15 protein-coding genes are annotated in these 22,098 nt (G+C 62.3%); 3 read left to right on the plus strand and 12 right to left on the minus strand.

All coding sequences use genetic code 11. From position 1 onward, the window contains the following. Nucleotides 1-68: 68 nt before the first annotated feature. The 10 genes from ACXAJT_RS21630 to ACXAJT_RS21675 form a co-directional block, all read right to left on the minus strand. A complete protein-coding gene (locus ACXAJT_RS21630) occupies nt 69-1,496 on the minus strand; it encodes a mannose-1-phosphate guanylyltransferase/mannose-6-phosphate isomerase (RefSeq protein WP_475238917.1) in 1,428 nt (475 codons plus the stop codon). A gap of 28 nt (nt 1,497-1,524) precedes the next feature. Continuing rightward, the gene (locus ACXAJT_RS21635) at nt 1,525-2,388 is read right to left on the minus strand and encodes a hypothetical protein (protein WP_475238920.1); all 864 of its coding nucleotides are present in this window, start codon (nt 2,386-2,388) and stop codon (nt 1,525-1,527) included. 89 nt (nt 2,389-2,477) lie between these two features. Then, nucleotides 2,478-5,108 (minus strand): glycosyltransferase family 4 protein, encoded by a 2,631-nt coding sequence (locus ACXAJT_RS21640; RefSeq protein ID WP_475238923.1) that lies wholly within the window; start codon nt 5,106-5,108, stop codon nt 2,478-2,480. 16 nt (nt 5,109-5,124) lie between these two features. Further along, a complete protein-coding gene (gene gmd, locus ACXAJT_RS21645; RefSeq protein WP_475238926.1) occupies nt 5,125-6,138 on the minus strand; it encodes a GDP-mannose 4,6-dehydratase in 1,014 nt (337 codons plus the stop codon). Nucleotides 6,139-6,292: 154 nt separating this feature from the next. Further along, the gene (locus ACXAJT_RS21650) at nt 6,293-7,414 is read right to left on the minus strand and encodes a hypothetical protein (RefSeq protein ID WP_475238928.1); all 1,122 of its coding nucleotides are present in this window, start codon (nt 7,412-7,414) and stop codon (nt 6,293-6,295) included. After that, nucleotides 7,411-8,517, minus strand: coding sequence for a glycosyltransferase (locus ACXAJT_RS21655; protein ID WP_475238930.1), 1,107 nt, complete (start codon nt 8,515-8,517; stop codon nt 7,411-7,413). The genes ACXAJT_RS21650 and ACXAJT_RS21655 overlap by 4 nt, the downstream gene beginning before the upstream one ends. Nucleotides 8,518-8,558: 41 nt before the next feature. Next, complete coding sequence (locus ACXAJT_RS21660) at nt 8,559-9,326, minus strand: hypothetical protein (RefSeq protein WP_475238933.1); 768 nt, start codon at nt 9,324-9,326, stop codon at nt 8,559-8,561. 35 nt (nt 9,327-9,361) lie between these two features. Further along, nucleotides 9,362-10,210, minus strand: a complete 849-nt coding sequence (gene kdsA / locus ACXAJT_RS21665; protein ID WP_475238936.1) for a 3-deoxy-8-phosphooctulonate synthase — start codon at nt 10,208-10,210, stop codon at nt 9,362-9,364. 99 nt (nt 10,211-10,309) lie between these two features. Further along, nucleotides 10,310-11,098 carry a 3-deoxy-manno-octulosonate cytidylyltransferase gene (locus ACXAJT_RS21670; protein WP_475238939.1) on the minus strand — a complete coding sequence of 263 codons (789 nt, stop codon included), beginning with the start codon at nt 11,096-11,098 and terminating at the stop codon, nt 10,310-10,312. 26 nt (nt 11,099-11,124) lie between these two features. Further along, on the minus strand, nt 11,125-12,096 hold the full coding sequence (locus ACXAJT_RS21675) for a KpsF/GutQ family sugar-phosphate isomerase (RefSeq protein WP_475238941.1): 972 nt from the start codon (nt 12,094-12,096) through the stop codon (nt 11,125-11,127). Between the two features lie 301 nt (nt 12,097-12,397). On the opposite strand from ACXAJT_RS21675, the gene ACXAJT_RS21680 reads away from it, so the two are divergent. The 3 genes from ACXAJT_RS21680 (at nt 12,398) to ACXAJT_RS21690 (ending at nt 15,699) form a co-directional block, all read left to right on the plus strand. Further along, on the plus strand, nt 12,398-13,234 hold the full coding sequence (locus tag ACXAJT_RS21680) for a hypothetical protein (RefSeq protein ID WP_475238943.1): 837 nt from the start codon (nt 12,398-12,400) through the stop codon (nt 13,232-13,234). Between the two features lie 237 nt (nt 13,235-13,471). After that, nucleotides 13,472-14,269, plus strand: coding sequence for a glycosyltransferase family protein (locus ACXAJT_RS21685; RefSeq protein WP_475238944.1), 798 nt, complete (start codon nt 13,472-13,474; stop codon nt 14,267-14,269). A gap of 107 nt (nt 14,270-14,376) precedes the next feature. Further along, entirely contained in the window at nt 14,377-15,699 is a 1,323-nt protein-coding gene (locus ACXAJT_RS21690; RefSeq protein ID WP_475238946.1) for a UDP-glucose dehydrogenase family protein, read from the plus strand. A 64-nt stretch (nt 15,700-15,763) separates the two neighbouring features. Here the strand turns inward: ACXAJT_RS21690 and ACXAJT_RS21695 are convergent, their stop codons facing one another. Together ACXAJT_RS21695 and ACXAJT_RS21700 are read right to left on the minus strand one after the other, a co-directional pair. Further along, nucleotides 15,764-18,844, minus strand: a complete 3,081-nt coding sequence (locus ACXAJT_RS21695) for a DUF4214 domain-containing protein (RefSeq protein ID WP_475238948.1) — start codon at nt 18,842-18,844, stop codon at nt 15,764-15,766. A gap of 129 nt (nt 18,845-18,973) precedes the next feature. Next, nucleotides 18,974-21,040, minus strand: coding sequence for a hypothetical protein (locus tag ACXAJT_RS21700; RefSeq protein ID WP_475238950.1), 2,067 nt, complete (start codon nt 21,038-21,040; stop codon nt 18,974-18,976). Nucleotides 21,041-22,098 lie beyond the last annotated feature (1,058 nt).

Raw genomic sequence — 22,098 nt, forward strand, 5'->3', positions numbered from 1 at the left:
AAACCGGCGCCGCGGGGCGCCGGTCGTTCTGTCTGTGCGGGCTGCCGGAGACGCAGCGCGCCCTCAGCTCAGCCCTTGGCGCCTTGGCCGCGGGCGTATTTGTCCTCGTAACGGATGATGTCATCCTCGCCGAGATAGCTGCCGGTCTGCACCTCAATGAGCACCATCGGCACCTTGCCGGGGTTCTCCATACGGTGCACGGCACCAAGCGGGATATAGACCGACTGGTTCTCGGTGAGCAGCTGCACCTTGTCGTCGACGGTGACCTTGGCGGTGCCTGCCACGACAATCCAATGCTCGGAGCGGTGCACATGGCTCTGCAGCGACAGCGAGGCGCCGGGGTGCACATGGATGCGCTTCACTTGGAAGCGGTCGGCCAGCACCAGCGTCTCGTACCAGCCCCAGGGGCGGTGATCGACGGGGAAGTGCTGCGCCTGCTTGGCGCCGCGCGCCTTGAGTTCCTTCACCGCCTTTTTGACGTTCTGGCTTTCCGAGATGTCGGCGACCATCACCGCGTCGCGCATGGCCACGGCGACGGTGTTCTTCAGCCCGATGCCGACCAGTTCGATCTCGTCGTTTTCCGAGCGCAGCAGCGTGTTCTCGCAATCAAACGCGGTGGTGTGCGCCGACAGCGCGTTGCCCTTCTCGTCCTTGTCCGACTCCAGCCAGACCGACTCCCAGCCGCCCAGATCCGACCAATGGCCGTCGAAGCGCACCACCGAGACGTTCTCGGCCTTCTCCATCACCGCGTAGTCGATGGAATCCTCGGGCACCTGCGCCCAGAGGTCCGGGTCGAGCCGGGTGAAGCTCAGATCCTCGTGTCCGGCCTCCAGCGCCGCCTCGACGGCGGCGTAGATCGCGGGGGCGTGCTCTTTGAAGGCGGCGATGAAGGTCTGCGCCGAGGCGAGGAACACGCCGGCGTTCCACAGGTAGCGCTTGTCGGCGAAGAGCTCTTCGGCGCGGGCGGCATCGGGCTTTTCGACAAAGCGGGTCAGCGCGTGCACGCCGTCGTGGGTGGCTGCGCCGGCCTCGAGCCAGCCATAGCCGGTCTCGGCGCGGGTGGCGGCGATGCCGAAGGTGACGATCTGCCCCTCTTCGGCGGCGACCTGCCCCTTGGCGACAGCGGCGCGGAACGCTTCCGGATCGGCCACGGCGTGGTCGGAGGGCACCAGCAGGATCATCGTGTCGGGGTTGGCCTTGGCGGCAAACAGCGCCGAAGCGATGGCGGCGGGCGCGGTGTTGCGCCCCTCTGGCTCGATCATGATCCCCGCCGCCTTGAGGCCGATATCGTCAAGCTGCTCGGTAACAATGAAGCGGAAGTCGTTGCCGGTCACCACCACCGGATCGCCGAAGCCATTGCCGGTGAAGCGCCGGGCGGAGGCCTGAAACAGGCTCTCGTCGCCGATCATATCGGTGAACTGCTTGGGATAGCTTTTGCGCGACAGCGGCCAGAGCCGGGTACCGGAACCGCCGCAGAGAAGGATGGGGGTGATCATGGCGGAAGAACCTTTTCTTAATCGCATTTCAGTGTTGAGTAGGAGACTGGTTAGTCTTCTGGCGATATTCCTCGGAAGCTTGCAACTGCGCCCTGAGCGCTTCGGGGCTTTCGCAACACTGGAAGCTCAAAATGTTGGCTTCGGCGGGCGCGCGGCCGAGGACCTCTTGGAACGCCTCGATCACCTGATGCCTGGCGAGGTTGAGGCGGGAGAGGTGGTCGAAGAGATTGGGCTTGTACCAGCGAAACTCGGTGACGTCGCGGTTGGCATGCACGCCCACGCCTTGCAGCTGTTTGACCTTGGCGCGTTCGATTTTCTCGCCGTCGACCCGGGCAACCGCCTCTGCGATCCGCGCCTCATCGACCGTCTGATCAGGCGCGATGAAGGCCACGGCGCGCGCCAGTTGCGCGGCGGGGTCGGCCACCAGATCGCCATAGCTCAGCAGCATCTGGCCTTTCGCAAAGTCCGAATGCACCCATTTGGCCATGAAGGCGCGGTAGCGACCGAATTCCTTCGAGGCGAATTCGCGGAACGACAGTTCGGTGTCCGGGGCGCCGTTGCGGATGTGCAGCTCGAAGTTCGACACCACCGAGGGAATGAAGTCGCGGTACTGGATGAGGTACTTCTGGCCTGCGATCTGCGGCGTCTTTAGGTCGAAATCGTGGTTCTTGGTGAGCTTGACCACGTCGCTGTGCTTGCAGGGCACGCTGCGGCAGCAGGCGTCGAGTCCTTTCACCGAGGGCACGCCGGCATGGTATTCGCAGTAGCCAAAGTCCTCGCCGAAATAGAGCGTCAGCAAGCGGACGATCAGGTGGTGGCCGCTGCGTGGCCAGCTGACGCCGACGACGTAATCCATATGCGAAGCTCCGTTGTCTTTCTTGTCGTCCGCCATGCGTCAGCTCCTGCATCCCGCGGCGGTTCTGCCTTGTGCGCTTCCGGCCGGGGCGTTGCAAGGGCACCCCTGCACCGCCCGGGGACGCGTCAGGACGCCATCTTGCCGTTCATATCCGCGAGGATCTCGCGCAGCCGTCCGCCGTAGCGCTTGGCGATCGCCGGGGCCGAGAAGTTTTCCCGGATGTGGGTATAGGCCGCCTCGGCTTTGGCGGTGCGCGCCTGCGGGTCGTCGTAGGCGGCGCGCAGCTGGCGCGCGGCGTCCTCGACCGACGGCTCTGCCCAGACCGAGCCGGGGCGTACGAAGATGTAATCGCCCTGGCGCAGTTCGGTCTCTTCGTAGTCCACCAGCCAGGTGGTCTCGTCCGAGCAGAAATCCATGTTGCCCGAATAGGCGGTGCAGATCACCGGCACCTTCAGCGCCATGGCCTCGATCATGCCGAAACCCCAGCCCTCGGATTTATGCAGCGAGATATAGCAGTCCGAGCCGGCCTTGAGCTGCAGCAGGTCGCGGTAGCTCAGCGTCTCGTTCATCACCACGATGCGCGGATCGCTGGAGATGATCGCGTCGACGCGGTCCCAGAGGTTCACCTGAACCGGGTCGAACACGCTGTCGCGGTTCTGCGTTTTGACCACCAGCCGCGCGTTGGGCACGCCCTCGAAGGCCTTCTGGAAGGCCTGCAGCACCGACACCGGGTTCTTGCGCTGCACGAAGGAGAAGCTGTCGAAGGCCACGAGGCAGACGTAGTGGCTGTCGTCGAAGCGGAAGCGGCGGTTGACGAAGGCGCGCGAGGCCTCGCGGGTGATGTCGGGGTGTTCCTCGTAGCACATGCCGACGTTGACCACCGGCTTGTCCTTGGCGTCGGGCTTGTACATCTCGACGCCGTATTCGGTCGACACCCAGATCTCGTCGAGCAGCTCCATGCCGAGGTAGTGGCAGTAGGCGGGCTTGTCGAGTTCCCAGAAGAAGTAGCCGATGTTGTAGGCGTTCGAGAAGACATCGGGCTGATAGGCGAAGGCCAGCGGCGTGGACTCCGCGTTGAGGTGGATCATGTTGATCTTCGCCGGGCCGTATTCCTCGATCAGCGTCTCGGAGGAGAAGCCCTCGGGCGCCGGGTTGTCGAGGTCGAAATCGACGCCGCGCACGTTGAGCCCGGTCTCGCGCAGGATCGCCGCCGAGAGGCGCGTTGCCTGACCGAGACCCGAGGCCTTGGCCAGCGGTCCGATCAACTGCACGTCCACTTCCTCGCGGTCGGGGCGCGGGATCGGCAGCGCGGCGGCCTCGAACCGGTTGCCCTGATGGTCGCGGGTCAGGAAGGAATAGCTGTCGAGATCGAAGAACTTCTGGCGCAGCGCCGCGGCAAAACGGTCGCGCGGCAGGGCGATATGCTCGGGCGCGGCGGCGGGCTCGGTGCTCTCGCCGTCTGCTTCTGCGTCGAGCGCCGCCTCCTGCGCATGGCCGGCGGCGATCAGCCCGTTGACGAAGACCTCGAAGTCCGAGGCGCCGTTCTCGTTTTCGGGATTTTCTCTCAGCAGCGCGTTGATCTGCGTGCGCGGCATGTAGCGCAGCAGGTCGGGGCGGCGCGCGGCGCCGAGCAGCATCGACAGCATCAGCGTCTTGCGGCCCTCGGCGCTGCCCGGGTCGAGGAAGTGCAGCTTCGGGCTGTCGAGGTAGAAACGCTCGGTGAAATAGCTCAGCGGGAAGGCGTCGAGCCGCCGCGAGGGGTGCACGCCGCGCAGCGCGTCGGCGAAACGGTCGGGGACGAGGCAATCCTCGAAATAGAGATGCGTGACATCCTGATGCGCCCACCAGAACAGCACGTCCATATAGTTGTCACGGTCGTTGAGGTTGAGGTCGGCCATCAGGTCGGGCCGGGCCGACAGGCGCCACCACATGATGCGGCTGAGCGCAAAGCTCTGCCCGCCCATCACCAGCGGCGCATTGAGATAATCAAGCTGCTCGGCGGAGAGCGGCGTGCGGCGCTTCTCCTGACCGCGGTAGGCGGTGAGATACCAGTAGAGGAAGCGGTCGGCGCTCTCGAGCCCTTTTTCGACCGCGTAATGCTCGTCCATCCGGTAGCGGTAGCGCACGTAGTCGAGATAGGCCGGCTGGCCGCTCTCGGGGGTATCGGGGACCAGACGCGCCTTGGTGAACATCGTGCCGTGATGGGTAAAGGGCGGCTGTACCACCGGCGGCAGCGGCTCGGCAGTCTCGGGAGTGTCCTCGAGCAGATCGAGCAGCGCCTCGAGATCGTGTTTCAGCGCAAAGCGGGCGCGCGTTACCACATCGGCGCCGATGCCGGGGTTGCTGGCGTCGGCGCGCAGCTCCAGCGTGCCGAGCTCGGCGCCGCCTTTGCCCTCGGTGCGGACGCTGATCTTGCCGCCCGCCGCGACGATCTTCTGGTAGATGGCGTCCGACAGGCCGAACTGGAAGCCGCAGGCCGCCTCGCCGCCGGTGGCGGCGCGCACGTCCTCGCGGATCGCGTCGGCGATGCCGGCGTCAAGCAATGTGTCGCCGGCATAGATCGCCACCGGCACCCGCCCCTTCTTGCTTTCACGGTGGATCACCCAGCCGCGGATCACCCCCTCGTCGGACAGCCCGTCCACATTGCCCCGGAAGGCGCCGTGGTACTGGTGGCCGTTGAGATCGAGGGGGCCTTTGAGCGCGCGGCGGGCAGCCGAGCGCAGCTTTCGGGTCAGCGGAGTGCTGGCGATGCTCATGGTGATGTCTCCCGGCTCAGGCGAGCGCGTCGTAGTCGGATTTCGCCATCATCGCAGCAAGGCCGCGGATGTCGGTCTTGGCCTCCCAGCCGAGATTGTCGCGCGCCTTGGAAGCGTCGCCGATCAGCAGTTCGACCTCGGCGGGACGGTAGAACTTGGGGTTCACCTTCATCACCAGCTTGCCGGTCTTGCGGTCGGTGGCGGTCTCGTTCTCGCCCTCGCCGTCCCAGGCCAGATCCATGCCCAGCTCTTCGGCGGCGAAGGTGAAGAAGTCGCGGATGGTGGTGGTCACGCCGGTGGCCAGCACGTAATCGTCGGCGACGTCCTGCTGCAGCATGCGCCACATGCCCTCGACGTAATCGCCGGCAAAGCCCCAGTCGCGCTTGGCGTCCATATTGCCGAGCTCGACCGCCGCATCACCGCCGCGCGCCAGCTGCGCGAGGCCAAGGGTGATCTTGCGGGTGACGAATTCCTTCCCGCGCAGCGGGCTTTCGTGGTTGAACAGGATACCCGAGCTGGCGTGCATGCCAAAGCTCTCGCGGTAGTTCATGGTGATGTAATGGCCGTAGACCTTGGCCACGCCGTAGGGCGAGCGCGGGTAGAGCCGGGTGGTTTCCTTCTGCGGCACTTCCTGCACGAGACCGAACATCTCGGAGGTCGAGGCCTGATAGAAGCGGGCATCGGGGCGCAGGGTGCGCAGCGTGTCGAGGATCTTCACCACCGCCATGCCGTCGACATCGGCGGTATAGACCGGCAGCTCCCAGGACGCGCCGACGAAGCTCTGCGCCGCGAGGTTGTAGAACTCGTCCATCTCGATCTTCTGGATGGTGCGGAAGATGTTGTTCTGCTCGGTCAGGTCGAACTCGTGCAGCTCCACATCGTCGGCGATCTCCAGCAGGTCCAACCGGGTGGTCTCGGGCTGCGAGATGCGCCGCACGCCGCCATGCACCTTGTAGCCCTTCTCGAGCAGAAGCTTTGCGAGATAGGCGCCGTCCTGGCCGGTGATGCCGGTGATGAATGCTGTCTTCATTGACCTTTATACCTTCTTCGAATTCCGGCGCCTGCCGCGATGCCCGTTGGCGCGCTTACGTGTCGCGGAGGTGATATCCTCGCTTGACCCCAATGTGCAATTGCCGACCCAGTCTCCCCGGGCCGGCGATTGCCAAGTGTTGCCATGCGGTGTGCTATTTTTGGGCCCAATGTACAGGGATATCGGTGTCGATCTGGTTGTAGTCCCAGGCGCTGCGTAGCTGCTGGCGGAAGCGGTTCGGCTTGGAGGGCAGGCGCAGCCTGTCTTTGGGGCTGTTGACCAGGCCAGTGGGAGCCAGCACATCGCGCCAGAAGTCCGGTGCGATCACCGCGTCGTCGACGTTGATCCCTTCCAGCCCGACCGAAAAACTGTCGTGCGAGAAACCGGGGATCAGGTAATGGCCCTGCTTGCCGAAATAGCGCGCCTCGAGCACGCAGCTTGACGAAAGCGCCGCCACACCACGGATGTTCTCATGCGAGATCAGCCGGTAGAAGTTGTCAGCGGTCAGTTGCGCATTGGGCAGCGCGCGCATGAGCCTCTCGCGGACCTGCGGCTGCGGCTCCAGCGGGTGCTCCTTGATCAGCACGTTCTTGTAGCTCTGCGCGATCTGCTCGAGCGCCTCGATGTGATCGAGCGCGGTGACGAAACGACCGTTCTCGATCACCACCTTGTCGTAGCTGGTCTGCTGGATCACCAGCAGCGTCTCGGGGCGCGGCGGATGCGGGTTTGCCTTGGCGACATTCGACGAGAGCACGCCGGCCTGCAGCCGGATCAGCGCCTCCGGCACCCGGTAGGGGCGGATCGCTTCGGTGATCTCGGCGCTGCTGGCACTGACGTCAAACAGCAGGTCGTCCATGAAGCGCACGGGCGAGAGCGAACAGTCGACGAAGCCGATACCGTGGCGATTCAGGAAATGCGACAGGTAGGGTGGCAGCTCGAAGCCGATAACGAAACTGTCTTGGAAAAGCCGCAGGAACAGCGCTTCGACCGCTTCGGGCAACGTTTCGGCCGCGAAAACTTGCGGCCAGTTCCAGATCGTCGGCTTGTGCCAGAAGGTTTCGTAGATTGCGGTGACAGAGTCGCTGTCAAACTTGGCGCCGTTGCGCCAGTCATTGTCCCAATGAACGATCTCGCAGGGCAGGCCGGTGGCCATGGAAACCGGGGTTTCGAGCAATTTTGCCAGCCAGCGGATGTTCTCGTGCTGGGTTGGCCGCAGCCGGGCGACGGAGGGGCGCAGGAAGTCCCCGGTGAAGACGATGCGGTTTGCCTGCCTCATGCCGCATCCTCCCCGAGCTTTCGGGCACGCACGGCGCGCAGGATCTGCTTGAAGGCTGGCAGCCAGGCTTCGCTGTTCTCCGCGCGCAGGTTGGCGAGGATTTCGTCCGACAGCCTGTCACGTGCCTTCGGGTCGTCGAGCAATTGGCCGATCCGGTGGGCGAAGAGTTCTTTGTCGTTGACCACGAGCGCGTCGGGGATGAGGTGGCGCATGCCTCGTGCGCCCTCGTCGGTGGTCAGGATCGGTACGCCGAAGCTGATCGCTTCGAGCGTCTTGGTCTTCACTCCGCCACCGGCGTAGGTCGGGTTCAGCGCCAAGGCCACGCGGGCGTAGACCGGCATGAGGTCGTCGACCCCTTCGTGACGCACGACAGTGGTATTGAGCGGTGTGACATCGGGGATCGTGACGTTGCCGACGATATTCAACGTCAGTTCTCCGGGGACCAGCGGCAACACCTCGCGCAGCAGGTAGTCCAGCGTCAGATCGTTGACATCGCTTTTGGCGGCGATGAACAGTAGTTCGCGGTTTTCGCCGCGGGGCCCGTATATCTCGCGCAAAGGTTTGAGATCGCGCACCATCGGCAGTCGGAACGGGGTGGTGATCACCGGTCGTCGAGTGATTTGCGTAAACTCTCCGAAGTCTTCGTCGGACATGGCCAATACGATATCGTAATAGTCGAGCGCTTCGCCTTCCTGCTCGGGAGACATGTTGAAGGTCGGGCTCATGCCGTGGCGAGCGAAGGACCGGGTGCGCTGCGACTGGCAGTCATGGGTATCGATGATACGCACGATATCGGGGCGCAGACGCTCGATCATCCACTTTCGATTGAAATAGGGTGTCAGCACTGCATCAAAGCCCTCGGTCTCGACAAGGTGCTTGATTGCGCTTACTGTAAGCTGGCGGGCAGGCGGAGCGCCTGGAACCTGGGGCAGGTCAAGCCGTTCGGAAAGCCGTTCCAGCGCAGCCCCGTCAATCAGCTCATAGGGGGCCTTTTTTGCGAAGGCTGCGTATTCATCCGGCATTCCGAGGCTACTGATCACAGTCAGATCGCAGATCTTGGCGAGTGAATGGCACAGGCTTTCGTAACGGATCGCCGTGCCCACCTTGGCCTCCCAGTAGGGGAAATCTACAAGGGCCGCGACTTTCATACCGAAGCCTGTCCTGCCTTCGCGGGTCGGCAGGTAAAGCGCGAGATATTGGCACCGAGCACCCGTGCGTCCTGCGAGTTGGGCTTACGGAAATCGCTCATGACGAATTCTACCGGCAGGTAGTTGGCAGATTTCAGGTTCTCTCCTGACAGCTCGAGCCGCGCAGTGAAATGTTGCTGCGAGCCGTCGCGTGGAGTGAGCGTAGCCTGCTGACCTGCGGCGCTAATGGTGAGGGTCTCGAGTTGCGCGGGGTCCAGCACGTGGCCGCTGATCTCGATGACTTGATCGACGGTGCCCAGGTGCGGCAGGCAGGCCACCGAAGCGTCGCCGGGGCGCATCCAGCGATGCGTGGTGCCTTCAGAGACCTCCGCCGGATACCAACCGTAGGCGATGACCGACGGCTCGAAGCCAAATTCCCGCGGCGTAGTGGTCAGTGTCTCCAGACGCTCGCCATAGGCTGAGATAACAAGCGGGTCCTCGTAGACCTTCGCCGGATCCCGCTCGGAGCGGTTCTCCATCTCGAGACGCATCAGGTAGACTTGGGCTTCGAGACGCGAGACGCGCTTATTGACTTGACCATAGAGCTGGGACGGGGTGAGCTCAGAGCCGATAGCATTGGCCTGTTCGAAGACCGAGGCGATATAGGCTGGCACATTGGCCAGCGCTGCCATATCGACCTTTGAGCTCACTTGGTGGCGCATCCGGTCGAGTTGCATCAACTGGGTGACCTGCTCGGCGATCTTGGCGATATCTTCGTCGCTCATATTTCGTCCTCGTTCTTCTCTCGTTCCCGGAACCATTAAGCCTTGAACGGCAGGATCGGTTCCTGGGATTTCGTCAGGTCGTCCAGCGCGCGCAGCTGACCGATCAGCGCCTGCATCAGGTGTACAGGAATCATATTCGGCCCATCCGACGGCGCGTTGTCGGGGTCCTCGTGGGTCTCGATGAACAGGCCGCCCACGCCTACGGCCACGGCGGCGCGTGCCAGCACCGGCGCGAATTCGCGCTGCCCGCCGGAGGTGCTGCCCTGGCCGCCCGGTTGCTGCACCGAATGGGTGGCATCGAAGATCACCGGGTAGCCGGTCTGAGCCATGATCGGCAGGCCGCGGAAATCGCTGACCAGCGTGTTGTAGCCAAACGAGGTGCCGCGGTCGCACAGCATGATGTTCTCATTGCCGGTCGAGGCCAGCTTGGCTGCGACGTTCTTCATGTCCCAGGGCGCGAGGAACTGGCCCTTCTTGACGTTGATCGCGCAGCCGGTCTCGCCGGCGGCGAGCAGCAGGTCGGTCTGGCGGCACAGGAAGGCGGGGATCTGGATCACGTCCACCACCTCACCCGCGGGCGCGCATTGCGCGGCGTCATGCACGTCGGTCAGCACCGGCACGCCGAACTCGTCGCGGATCTTCGACAGGATGGTCAGACCTTCCTCCATCCCCAGGCCGCGCTGGGTGGAGATCGACGAGCGGTTGGCTTTGTCGTAGCTGGCCTTGAAGATGAACTTCGTGCCGGTGGGGGCGCAGGCCTCGGCGATCTTCTCGGCCATCATGCGGGCGTGGTCGAGGCTTTCCAGCTGGCAGGGGCCGGTGATCAGGGCAATCGGATTGCTGCCGCCGATGGGGATATCGCGGATGGTGATGGTTTTGGTCATAAGGTCTCGGGATTGTCTGGTGCAGAAGGGCGTTGATGCAAGTCATGCGGTTTGGGACGGGCAGTGTCCAGCCCGTCCCGCCGCATTTGGCAAAAGGCGTTACATCGCCGCCAGCGCGGCCTCGATGCGCGGAACGTCGGTGGGGTTGTTGAGTTCCCAGAACACCCGGCCGCGGGCCGAGACCTCGACGCAGCGCACGGGGATGTCGGCGTCGAGAAAGCGCAGTTGTTCCAGCCCTTCGAGGGTCTCGAACTGACTCACCGGGCGGGCCACGTAATCGCGCAGCGCGCCGGGGCGATAGGCGTAGACGCCGACATGGTGGAACACCGGGATCGGATCGGGCAGTTTGCCCGGATCGATGTAGGGCAGCACCTCTTTCGAAAAGTAGAGCGCGCGCATCTGCGCGTCGAACACCGCGGTGGTGCCGCCGACGCGGCCGTTTTTGCGGTCCTCGACGAAGGCGTCATAGGTATCGCGGTCGCAGCGCAGCACCGGCGTGGCCATGGCCATCTCGGGCTCGGCGTGCATCGCCGCCACCAACTCCTCGACGAACCACGGCGGGGTCAGCGGCGCGTCGCCTTGGAAGTTCACCACCAGCTCGGGCTCGATGCCCAGCTTGTCGAGCGCATCGGCGCAGCGGGCGGTGCCGTTCTCGCAGGACTCTTCGGTCATCACCACCTGACCACCGAAGGCCTTCACCGCCTCGGCGATGCGGTCGTCGTCGGTGGCCACATAGACCGCGTCGATGCCGGCGATCTGGCAGGCGGCTTCCCAGCTCATCTGGATCAGCGACTTCTCGCTGCCGTCGGGCTGGCGCAGCATGGCAAGAGGCTTGGCGGGATAGCGGGTCGAGGCGTAGCGGGCGGGAATGAAGATGACGGTCTTCAAAGCAGTATTCTCGGCAGTCATGGTATTCAGAGCACTCCAGCGCGCAGGAAGTCATGCATGTGCAGTACACCGATGGGGCGGTCGCCCTGATCAACCACCAGCAGCACGCTGACCATGCGCTCATTGAGCAGGGCAAGCGCCTCGGCGGCGAGATAGTCGGCGGGCACGGTGACCGGAGTCCGGTTGGCAATCTCGGCAGGCGCGTGCTGCATGAGGTCATCCATGTTGCGCCGCAAATCGCCGTCGCTGATCACGCCGAAGAGCCGGCCCTCGCGGACCAGGGCCGCGACGCCGAACCCCTTGGAGGTCATGGTCAGCAGCACGTCGCGCATCGAGGCATCATGCGCCAGCACCGGCAGCGCATCGCCGGCGTGCATGAGGTCCGACACCTTGCGCATCTGCGCGCCGAGCTTGCCGCCAGGGTGGAAGACGCCGAAATCATCAGCCTGGAAGCCGCGCCGTTCCATCAGCGCCACCGCCATGGCATCGCCGAGGGCAAGCGTCAGAGTGGTCGAGGTGGTCGGTGCCTTGCCGATCGGGCAGGCCTCGGGCTTATTGGGCAGCAGCAACAAAAAGTCGGAGGCCTTGGCCAGCGTGCTGTCGGCGCGCGACGTGATGGCGATCATCGGGATCGAGAAGCGCTGCGTGTGGTAGACCATGTCGCGCAGCTCGGCGGTCTCGCCGGAATTGGATATCAGGATCACCACATCATGCGGCGTGACCATCCCAAGATCGCCGTGGCTCGCCTCGCTGGCGTGCACGAAGAACGAAGTGGTGCCTGTCGAGGCGAAGGTGGCGGCCATCTTGCGCCCGATGTGGCCCGACTTACCGATGCCTGAGACGATGACACGTCCCTCGGTGGCGAAGATCTTGTCAAGCGCGGGGCCGAAGTCAGCCGGCAGATTGTCGGCCATGAAAGCAACGGCGTCAGCTTCGGTTTTCAGCACGCGCTGCGCGGCGGCGAGAGCAGGGTCGATAGTGGAAATTTCGGAAGGCATGTGCGCGAGCCCCATCTTCATTGTTTTGCGATAGAAATGAGCCTGTACCGGTAAAACGCGGTTTTTTGGATTGCGCAGAGGGCTATCACAGAGAATTTGAGATGACTACAGTCCGCGGGGCATCTTGAGTAAAGATCACCATGCGTTGCGGAGGTAGCAAAGAGCGATCGTGCAGCCTATTGGTAAGCAATGCTCATCGGAGCGGTCTAGCTCCTGTTGCGTAGCTGGTGGTGTAGGGATGAAACAGGTCTGCAGACAGTTCTAGCTTCGGGCTGGTCTTGGTTGCCGCTGCCGGAAAATCATGCTTTTTGCGCGCGACCACAACGAGATGACCGAAGGTTTCATGGACGTACCCATTTTCCACATGGCGAGTTTTTCTCGCTCTGGTGAAACGCTCCTGCAAAGGTGCCTGAACGCCCACCCCCAGATCGAGGTCGTTCACCAGATCCGTGAACCCGACACCCAAGAGGATATCGCTCTTTTTCAGCATCTCGTGCAGAGGAAGGCGCAAACGATTTCCATTGACGATCCTTTGGTCGCACACCGGAACCTGTCGAGGGACAGTGTTTTGCTGCTGAAGAACGCTGTTTGGTGCCATCCCTATCCGCGCCGGGGCTTCACGCTTGTTCGTAACCCGTTCTCGGTTGTCACCAGCGCCTTCCGTGATGCGCCTGACCCGGCTCAGGCCGAGCGTCAGAAGCGCCAGCAACGCCGTTGGGCCGAGGGTATCGATCCGTTTACCAAAGCCATGCAGGGAGAAGACCCGACACTGACCGGGTTTGTGGTGCTATACGCTCGCAAGATGCTGCAGGATCGCCTCGATGGTCTGCCCTTCGCGCGCTACGAGGATTTTGTTGAGGAGCCGGAAGTCATTCTGCGCAAGATCGTCGCTCACCTCGGGCTCGAATGGTCTCCACGGGTGATGCTTTCCCATGAGGACTACCGCGAGGGTCAGAAGGGCCATGGTGGCATCAAGCTGTGGAAGCCGATCAACAAAGGCTCGACCGATAAATATCAGAAGCTGTCACCACAGGTGCGGGCTCATGTTTATGGCATCGCGCAGGAAGTGTTGCGGCGATACGGCTATACGTGGGACGGCAGAACGCTGGGCCTGAAAGATACTGAGGGGATGTTGTGAGGAGATGCATGAGGCTTACAGAAATCGAATGATTGCGATAGTTTGTAGTTCTCCGTTGTGTGGGATTATGCTCATGGCTTGATCTCTCATGAATATATCTTGCCTAGGTCAGTGTGAGGTGGCGATTTTTTGGGAATCCAAGTGTCGAGATGATATTCCGTGTTTAGTCTTCTTGCTGATTTAAATATCAGCATATAATATGACTCGCTGATTGGTTGTTCGTAGGAAGAGAGATAAGTGTTCGTATACAGCGCGTTTGATAAAAATAGTGAAGATCCAAAATATAGTTTGGAGGCGCTGATATCCGCGGTCTCCCTAAGGAGGCATACTATTCAAGATATCAACCTTGTCACGAACAATGTGAAAATTAAAGATTGCTTTGAGAGTCTTGAATACAACCCCTTTAGTGAAATTAGGGTTTGGAGTGATGGGTTCTCTCCAAAATTGCAAAAAATAAGATCAATTTCAGAGTTTTGCGGAAGTGATGTTGTTTTTGTTGATACTGACACCATCATCTTAGGCGACTTGAGCAAGGTTTTTAAATTCTGCGCGTTTGATGTGGCCGCAGCTCCGGCTATATGGCGTGAAAGCGTTACATCTATGGAAGAAGCGTTGCGGCAAGAGCGTATGCGCCAGTCTTCTCTGAACTCTGGATTGCTATTTGTGCGGAGGGATTTCGTCAGGCCTCTTGTCAATGCGTGGAGTGATGAGTTTCAGAAAGCAGAGTCCAAGTTGGGTCAAAAAGCTGCCGATCAACCGCCTCTCACAAGAGCGCTCGAACGGCTGAAGCCTGAGGTTCTAAAGTTGCCTGTGAATTACAACTACCGAACGAACTTTGGAGGTTTACTAAGCGGTAAGTGCTTTGTGGTTCACGGACATTTCTTTCCCGTCGCAAGGAAGGTTATGAGAACAAATTTTTCTCTTGATGTGATTGAGAGGTTTTTAGCCCGAGTTTCGAAGGTGAACGCTGAGATGAAAACTAGAAACTTCCGTAGATTCACGGATATATCCATGGCAAGTTTTGAGAGAGTTTGAGGTTGTGTTTTAGGCGGAAGGATAGAGGAAAGCTACTTTCTGCAAACACTTGACACCGCCCGCCAACTCCGCCTTCTGTCGCGCCCAGTAGAAGAAGGGACTTCCCCATGAAAATCGCAATGATTGGAACCGGCTACGTGGGCCTTGTCTCTGGCGTCTGTTTCTCCGACTTTGGCCACGAGGTGGTGTGTGTCGACAAAGACCCGCGCAAGATCGAGACGCTTGAGCGCGGCGAGGTGCCGATCTTCGAGCCCGGGCTGGATGCGCTGATGGCCAAGAATGTCGAGGCTGGCCGGCTGTCGTTTACCCTCGACTTGGAGTCCGCCATCGATGGCGCCGAGGCGGTGTTCATCGCCGTTGGCACGCCGACCCGCCGTGGCGATGGCCACGCCGATCTCACCTATGTCATGGCCGCCGCCGAAGAGATCGCCAAGACCGCCGATCATTACATCGTCGTGGTGACCAAATCGACCGTCCCCGTGGGGACGAACCGCAAGGTTCAGCAGGTGGTCGCCGCCGCGAACCCCGCGCTTGAGTTTGACGTCGCCTCCAACCCCGAGTTCCTGCGTGAAGGCGCGGCGATCGATGATTTCATGAAGCCCGACCGGGTGGTCGTCGGCGTCGAGACCGACCGCGCCGCCAAGGTCATGGAAGACATCTACCGGCCGCTCTACCTGCGCGACTTCCCGATCGTCACCACCGATCTCGAAAGCGCTGAGATGATCAAATACGCCGCCAACGCCTTCCTCGCGACGAAGATCACCTTCATCAACGAGATCGCGGCGCTCTGCGAGAAGGTCGGGGCGGACGTCAAAAGCGTGTCGAAGGGCATGGGGCTCGACGGCCGCATCGGCAACAAGTTCCTGCACGCCGGCCCCGGCTACGGCGGCTCGTGCTTCCCCAAGGACACCAAGGCGCTGGCGCGCATCGGCCAAGAGCACGCCGCGCCGATTTCCATCGTTGAGACGGTGATCAAGGTTAACGAGGACACCAAGCGGCGGATGACCGACAAGCTGCTTGATCTCTGCGAGGGCTCGTTCAACGGCAAGAAGGTCGCCGTGCTCGGCGTCACCTTCAAACCCAACACCGACGACATGCGCGATGCGCCGGCGCTGACCATCGTGCCGTCGCTGGTCGGCGGCGGGGCTTCGGTCTCGGTGGTCGATCCGCAGGGCAAGCGCGAAGGCGAGGCGCTGCTGCCGGGCGTGGCTTGGGAGGACGACCCCTACGCGGCGGCCGAGGGTGCCGATCTGCTGGTCATCCTGACCGAGTGGAACGAGTTCCGCGCGCTGGATCTGAAGCGGCTGGCGGGGGGCATGACCACCGCACGGCTTGCCGATCTGCGCAACATCTACGCCCCCGAGGACGCCAAGGCGGCGGGGTTTGTCGCCTATGAGGCCATCGGCCGGGCCGGGTATCCGGTGGCCTGAGGCTTCTGTCTCATGGAGCTTGCTCCCGGGGGCGGTTGCCGCCCCCGGGACTTCTGAAAAGGGCTCAGACCCAGATCATATCGTCGGTGATCTGCTCGACCCGGGTGTTGGCGAAGGTGATCTGGGTCTCGCTGTGGCTGAAGATCAGATCGTCCCCGCTGTGGTACATGTAGAAGCGGGCGTCATCGGCATCCTCGAAGCCGAAACCTTGCAGCGAGACATAGTCCCAAGCCTCGAGATCAAGCACCTCGTGAGCGCCGCCGGTCTCTGCCGAGAAGCGGAATTCGTCGGCGAAAAGACCACCCACCATCAGGCTCTCACCCGGTCCGGCGATCAGCACGTCCTGTGCGGCGCCCTCAGTGCCATGATCGAGCCCGCGCACCCAGTCCTTGAGCGCCGTCTCGGTGGAGAGGACGAACTCGCGGCTCTGCGAGAAGCCGGTCACCACCTCGGCACGGGAGGCGCCGCTCTCAAGGCGGTCGGTCCAATTGGCGAGCCCGCCAGCGTCGGCTTCACGGCCCAGCACGTTCTGGTAGAGCAGGCTGACGAAGCCCGCGTTGTCGAGCGCGCCATAGGTGTTCTGGAATTCGGCGCTGCGCACGAAGCCGCTGGCCACCGTGTCAAGCGCGGCGCCCTCCGCCAGCCGCTCGCTCCAGCTGCCAAAACCACCGGCATCCGGCGCGCGGCCCAGCGTCGCTTGGTAGAGCCGGTAGACATCATCGCCCCAACCGGCCTGCGCCTCGGCGGCGAGGCGGGTGATCGCGTCGCTCCAGCCGGTCTGCGAGGTGGTGTCGCTGAAGGCGCTGGCGGCGGCATCGGTGGCGTTGATGAACTCGCCGCTTTCCGAGAAGCCGCGCACCACTTCGGCGCGGCTCATGCCACCGTCGAGACGGCCGGTCCAGTTCGCAAGCCCGCCAAGGTCGGGGTCGCGGTCCAGAACGTTCTGGTAGAGCAAGGTGACGAAGCTCTGGTTGTCGAGCGCGCCATAGGTGTTCTGGAACTCGGCGCTCTGCACGAAGCCGTTGATCACCTCCAGCAGATCGCGCTCGCCGGTGTAGAGCCGCTCGGTCCAGCTGGTGAAGCCGGCGCTGTCGGGCGCGCGGTCCAGCGTCGCCTGATAGAGGCGGTAGACCTGCGCCGCTTCGCGCGCCACCAGATGGCCCGGGTCGAGATCGTCCCCGAAGAGCAGGTCGTGTCCGCCCTGACCCGAGATCACGTCGGCCCCGTCGCCGCCCGCCAGCAGGTTGTTGCCCAGATCGCCCTCGAGCACGTCGTTGCCCGTGCCGCCGCGGAGGGTCTCGAAGCCGCGCAGCGTGCTGCGGGTGCCCGAGCCGTCGATCGCCGCGACGTAGCCCTCGAGCAGCGAAGCGGTGGTGCCGGCATCGCCAAGCTGGAAGGTGTCGGTGCCCGCACCGCCGTCATAACGGTCGGTGCCAAGGCTCTGGATCACCAGATCGTTGCCCGCCCCGGCGGTGATACTGTCGTCCCTCGCTGTGCCCGACAGCCTGTCCGCCCCGGCGGTGCCGGCCTGAGGGCCGAAGTTGTCGGCGTAACTGTAGGCGATACGCCCGCTGTCGCCTGTGCTGGCGCCCCAAGTGGCGAGGATACCCGTGGCTGTCGCGGCCACGGCGGGGCTGTAGTGGTTGCTTGAATTGCTGCCCACGTAGTTGGTCGTATCGAACCACGCGCCGAGAGTGCCGTTTTCGTCGAGATGCACCGCGTAGGCATGCGCCGAATGCGGTGAGGCTTCGGCGCTGCCACCGGCAAGCAATTCGAAGCTGAGCCAGGCACCGCCAGAGGGGTCTTCGACCAGCGAGATCTCATTATTGGCGAATTGACCGTCGTAGGGCAGATCGAGCACCCGATGCGTGCTGGTGCCGGTGCTCTCGTCGTATTGCAGCAGATGCACCACCCGGTCCTCGGTCACCGCGGCAATGGCCAGCGTGTCACCGTCGAGCCGGGCAACGCTGCTGTAGCTCACATAGAGCCCTTCTTCGAACTCGTGCAGGCGGATCTTCTCGACCTCCTGCGCGTTCTCGTCGAGCCGCATCAGGGCGATGTAATGGGTTTCCTCATCGGCCCATTGCGCGCGGTAATCATCTTCGAAGACGAGAAACTGGGCGCCGTCGAGGGCGATCAGCCGGTGTTCGTCGGTGGTGATCTTGTTGAGATCAAGGGTCTCGAGGTCGGTGACCGTGCCGTCGAGTTCGGCATATTGCACGAGGTAATCGTAGCGGCCGCCGCCGCCCACCGCGAGCCGTCCGTCCGAAAGCTGTTCGAGGCTCAGGTGCTCGGCGTAGTCATAGCGGCCGCTGCGCAGTTCCGTGGCCTCGGTGCGGATGCTGCCATCGGCATTGAACACCTGCAGATAGACCGTGCGAACATCATCAAGCGAGGTATCGGCGAACTCGGTGCTCTGCATCCAGACCATGGCGACACCGCCATCCTCTAGCGCGGTGAGCCGGGCGCTGCGCCCGGTGGTCGAGATGTAGCTGCTGTTGTCCTCCGACGGCCCCTCGGTGCCAATGGGATCGCTCTGCCAGATCACCTTGCCGTCGTCGTCGAGCCCGCGCAGTGTGTAGGTGTTGTAGGTCTCGCTGTCGGACCAGCGGTCATAAAGCACTTGCACCACGGTGTAATCTGCCAGTGTCACCAGCCCGAAGGAAGGATCGGCGCGCAGCATGTCGGCGCGGCTGTCGATGGTGGGCACGGTCTTGGCCAGCAGCGCGAGCCCGGGCCAGTCGAGGGTGCTGAGCGTGCCGTCGGGGCTTTCGATACGCTCGATATTGCGCAAAAGCGCTTGGGTGCGTTCGAGTGTGGTGGTGCTGGAGGTCGCGACATCGACCAGCAGCACACGGGTGTCGTAGCCGGCAAAGAGCAGCGGATCGACCTCTTCGACCATCCAGTCGGCGTCGTAGCCGCTGAAGCTGGTCTCGTGATCCTCGACCATAAGCGTGTCGATCCCCTCGCCGCCGTCGATCCGCTCGCTCATGTCGAGCGGGAACCCGAGGTAGGCGCGCACGTCGTCGGCGGGGCGGTACTCGCTGAAGAGGATACGGTCATTGCCAGCGTCGGCGTAGATCACGTCCGGGACGCCGTTGGGGATGATGCTGTCAGCGCTGCTGGAGCCGAAAATATAGGCCATGGACACTCGTTAATCTGGACACGTTGGGCAGTTGGCTCCTGTTTTCGGCGGGGAAGGGGCGCAGGGCAAGAAAAAACGGCTCGCGTAAGCAAGGAAGCTACGCGATGGGGAGAGCCGGGAACGGTGCGGTCAGGCGGGGCGCACCGCCGGTGTGCCATCGAAGAGGTTCCACGGGTCGGTCGCGCCGCTGCCGCTGGCCACGAGACAGCGCCCGTTGGTGCTATCGAAGACCGCCTTTCCCGGGGTCTTGCCGGATGTGTTTATCACGTGGCTTGCGCTCGACAGCGCCTCGGCGGAGATCGAAGGAAAACCCACACCGCCCTCGGCTTGCAGAGTTCCGGCCACCTGTAGCCCGCCGCCGATCCGAAGCGCTGGATCACCTTGCGCATCAAGCACACTCCGCAGCACCTCCCACAGTGCGCCGTCGCGTTCTTCATGCAAGGCGAGTCCCTTCTGCTCGGCTATGTCGAGAAAGAGGCGGAGGTGATGATTATCCTCGCTGAGGCTGACGGCGGCGGGGCTGGTGCCGTCAGTTCCACCGCCCCGTATGTGGAGCAGATCGTCTGGCGGGCGCCCTCGATACCCTTCGGCTTCGGGCCCCAGAGACAAGGCCGGCACAGGGAGATAATTTATGTCCGCGCCATTTTCGCGGGTGTAGTACCGAATACGCGGCGCGCGCAAAGACCAGTAGCCTTCGAACCATCCCTCGCCGGTGCCCGAGAGTGCTTTGGGGCGGGGCATGAAGGGCATAAACGGGGCGTAGTCAATGTTACTGCTCGAGTTCTCTGTAACATTGCCGTAGCGCCATTCCAGCCACCGGGGTCCACCGGTGGGGTGAGCTGCATGACGGTTTTGGTTGTGTTGCGGCGAGACGATCCACGTCATTGCTCCGCCGTTACCGCGTGTGGGGGTGGCTTCACAAAGTAGGTCGAGAATGATCTCCCGGCATTCATGGATAAAGCCGGCGAGGGTGCCCGAGTGCTGTATTCGCCCTTGAATGTCGGCTTCTGCGCAGCGCCAGCCACTGATCTCGAAGCCGCCGATGGCACCATTAAAGAGTGGCTCCTGGAGGGCTTCGCTATCATTTGCGGCGTGCCCGCTGGGGATCAGCAGCCCGCCGATTTGACAGTCGCGCAGCACGATGTGGCTGTTGGCGCCACCGGCTACCGAAGGAACGACAGCGTCGAACTTTTTCGGGTCGAATGCCTCCAGTCCTGACAGACGCAGGCGTTCTTCCTTGCCGACCGTGACTTTGCTAACTGCAGTATATGCGTATGTTTTGCCGCCACTGGTGCCGGTGCCTTTCGCGGTCAGACGGATACGGTCGTGCCCCGGATCAAGGGTAAAAGGGTGGTCATTCGCCCAAGGCAAGTCGACGCTCTCGCTGGTGTGATCAAGGATCAGGAACTTATCCGGCCCGCGCAGGCCGAAGCCGCGCATGCCTTGGAAATTGCAGCGCACCAGCGTCGTTTCGTAAGGCGCGGTGTAGTCGGAATAATCGCCATCTTGATCAATCGCGGCGTTAAGGTAGCCGTAGCGGCGGAAATGCCCCACGGTCTGTACGTCCACCATTGTAGTGTTGCGTGCGCCGATCTGTAAGATGCCGATGTCGTAGCGCCCGAGAATGCGGTTGTTTTTCTTGTCGTTATAGCCTTCTAGGCCTTGCGTTCCACCGCCGTCGGCCACCACTCGGAAGCCTTCTAAGTGAGTGCCGCTGAGTCCCTCGATCACAATACCTACCGCGAGATCTATTGGGGTTGCAGTGCCGTCTGTAGCGTCGCTGTTCATCAACGAGACGAGCTCCCAAGTCGACTCTTCGAGGTCGTTGCGGGCAGAAAAAACGCGCGCTGCGCCGCAAGCTTTCATGGATGAAATGCCGTGCAGCCGGAGTGGTGCGAAGGCCTCGCCAGTCATCACAATTTGGCTGGCGGCCTCTGTTTGGCTACCATTATCAAAATGTGCGGCTAGGTGCCTGACAGCGCTCACTCCTTGGCCGAAAACGCGTAATCCGCTGAAATTGACAGTGTCGGAGATGAAGATTGAGCCAGAGGGGAGATTAAGCTGCTTCTCCATAACGCGACAGTAGTCAGCTGCTAGATTCAAACGCTGGGTGTTTTCTTCTGCCGCGGAGCGGTTCCCGGCTTCGACACCCCAGTGCAGCGCGGATACTGAGCCGAAGGGCAGCAGGCCCGGCAAGTCTGGGATGATCGATGTGCCCGGACTATACAAATAGGAGACACGTCCGTCAGTAAGGACCGCGTCGGGCGAAGTTTTGAGTGATACAGCCCGTCCCGCGAGTTCGGTCCGTGAAGGGGTAGCTGCGGACGTCTGTGCTCTTGCAGGTGAACCTGCCGCACTCAGGGTCATCCCAATAAATGTACGCCTAGTGCTATTCACAGCAGCCTCCCAGGCCATTAGACAGTCAGTCTGGAAAATATGAATTGCGTGGGCGGGGAGCGCAAGCGTACCGCACTAGGCCATGTATAACCGGCGTTGTCGCGCCGCCAGAAAACCTTGGACGTCGTTGTCGCGTATCGCGGCTCCAAGGGGCCGCTGCACCTGCTCGCCCCCTCTCGAGCATTGCTGCGCAGTCGAAACGAACCGTTGTTAGCCACCGGCGGTAGGCCACTGTCAAGCCCTTCTTCCCGGAATAGGTGCGGCCATGCCGCAACAGAAAACCCTGGAGATGCTGCCGTGCCTTCCCAGTCACACGCATCGTGGTCGCGCGCGCGCGGACCAAATGTGGCATCGCCTCTTGTTCCGTGTCGGGAACCCATACGGGCGTTAACTCCCGGCCCGGTGCAGCTTTGCCAACATGACCGCATCGTGCCGGTCCGTCTTGACCCTATCACCCATCATTACAGAGATGAGCGAGGACGCAACGGTGATGCACTCATGTCCCATCTCGACGAGTTGACGGTGCAGCCCATAGCCATGGGGCCCAGGTTTTTAGCAGAGGTGCAGCCGTGCGCCGCTTTCGGTGAGTTTCGCGGCCAGTTTGCGGTTCTGGTCGGCCCGGTGCTGGACTGTCCCCCAGTGCCCCCCCTTCTTGAGGCTAGGCGCCAGCCGAGCTGGCATAACCCTCGAACGGAGAATGCCGCAGTAGAGACCACCGATCCAGTCAGGACAGCCCGCGGTCATCAGGTCGAAGCCGGATACTCACGCCTACGCTCGGACTTCTAGAACGCAAATTTTGAGCGCAGAAACCAATGGTATGTCTACCGACGCTAGCGCTACTTGACCAGATAAGCTAC

Source organism: Salipiger sp. ABF4_146 (assembly GCF_056161345.1).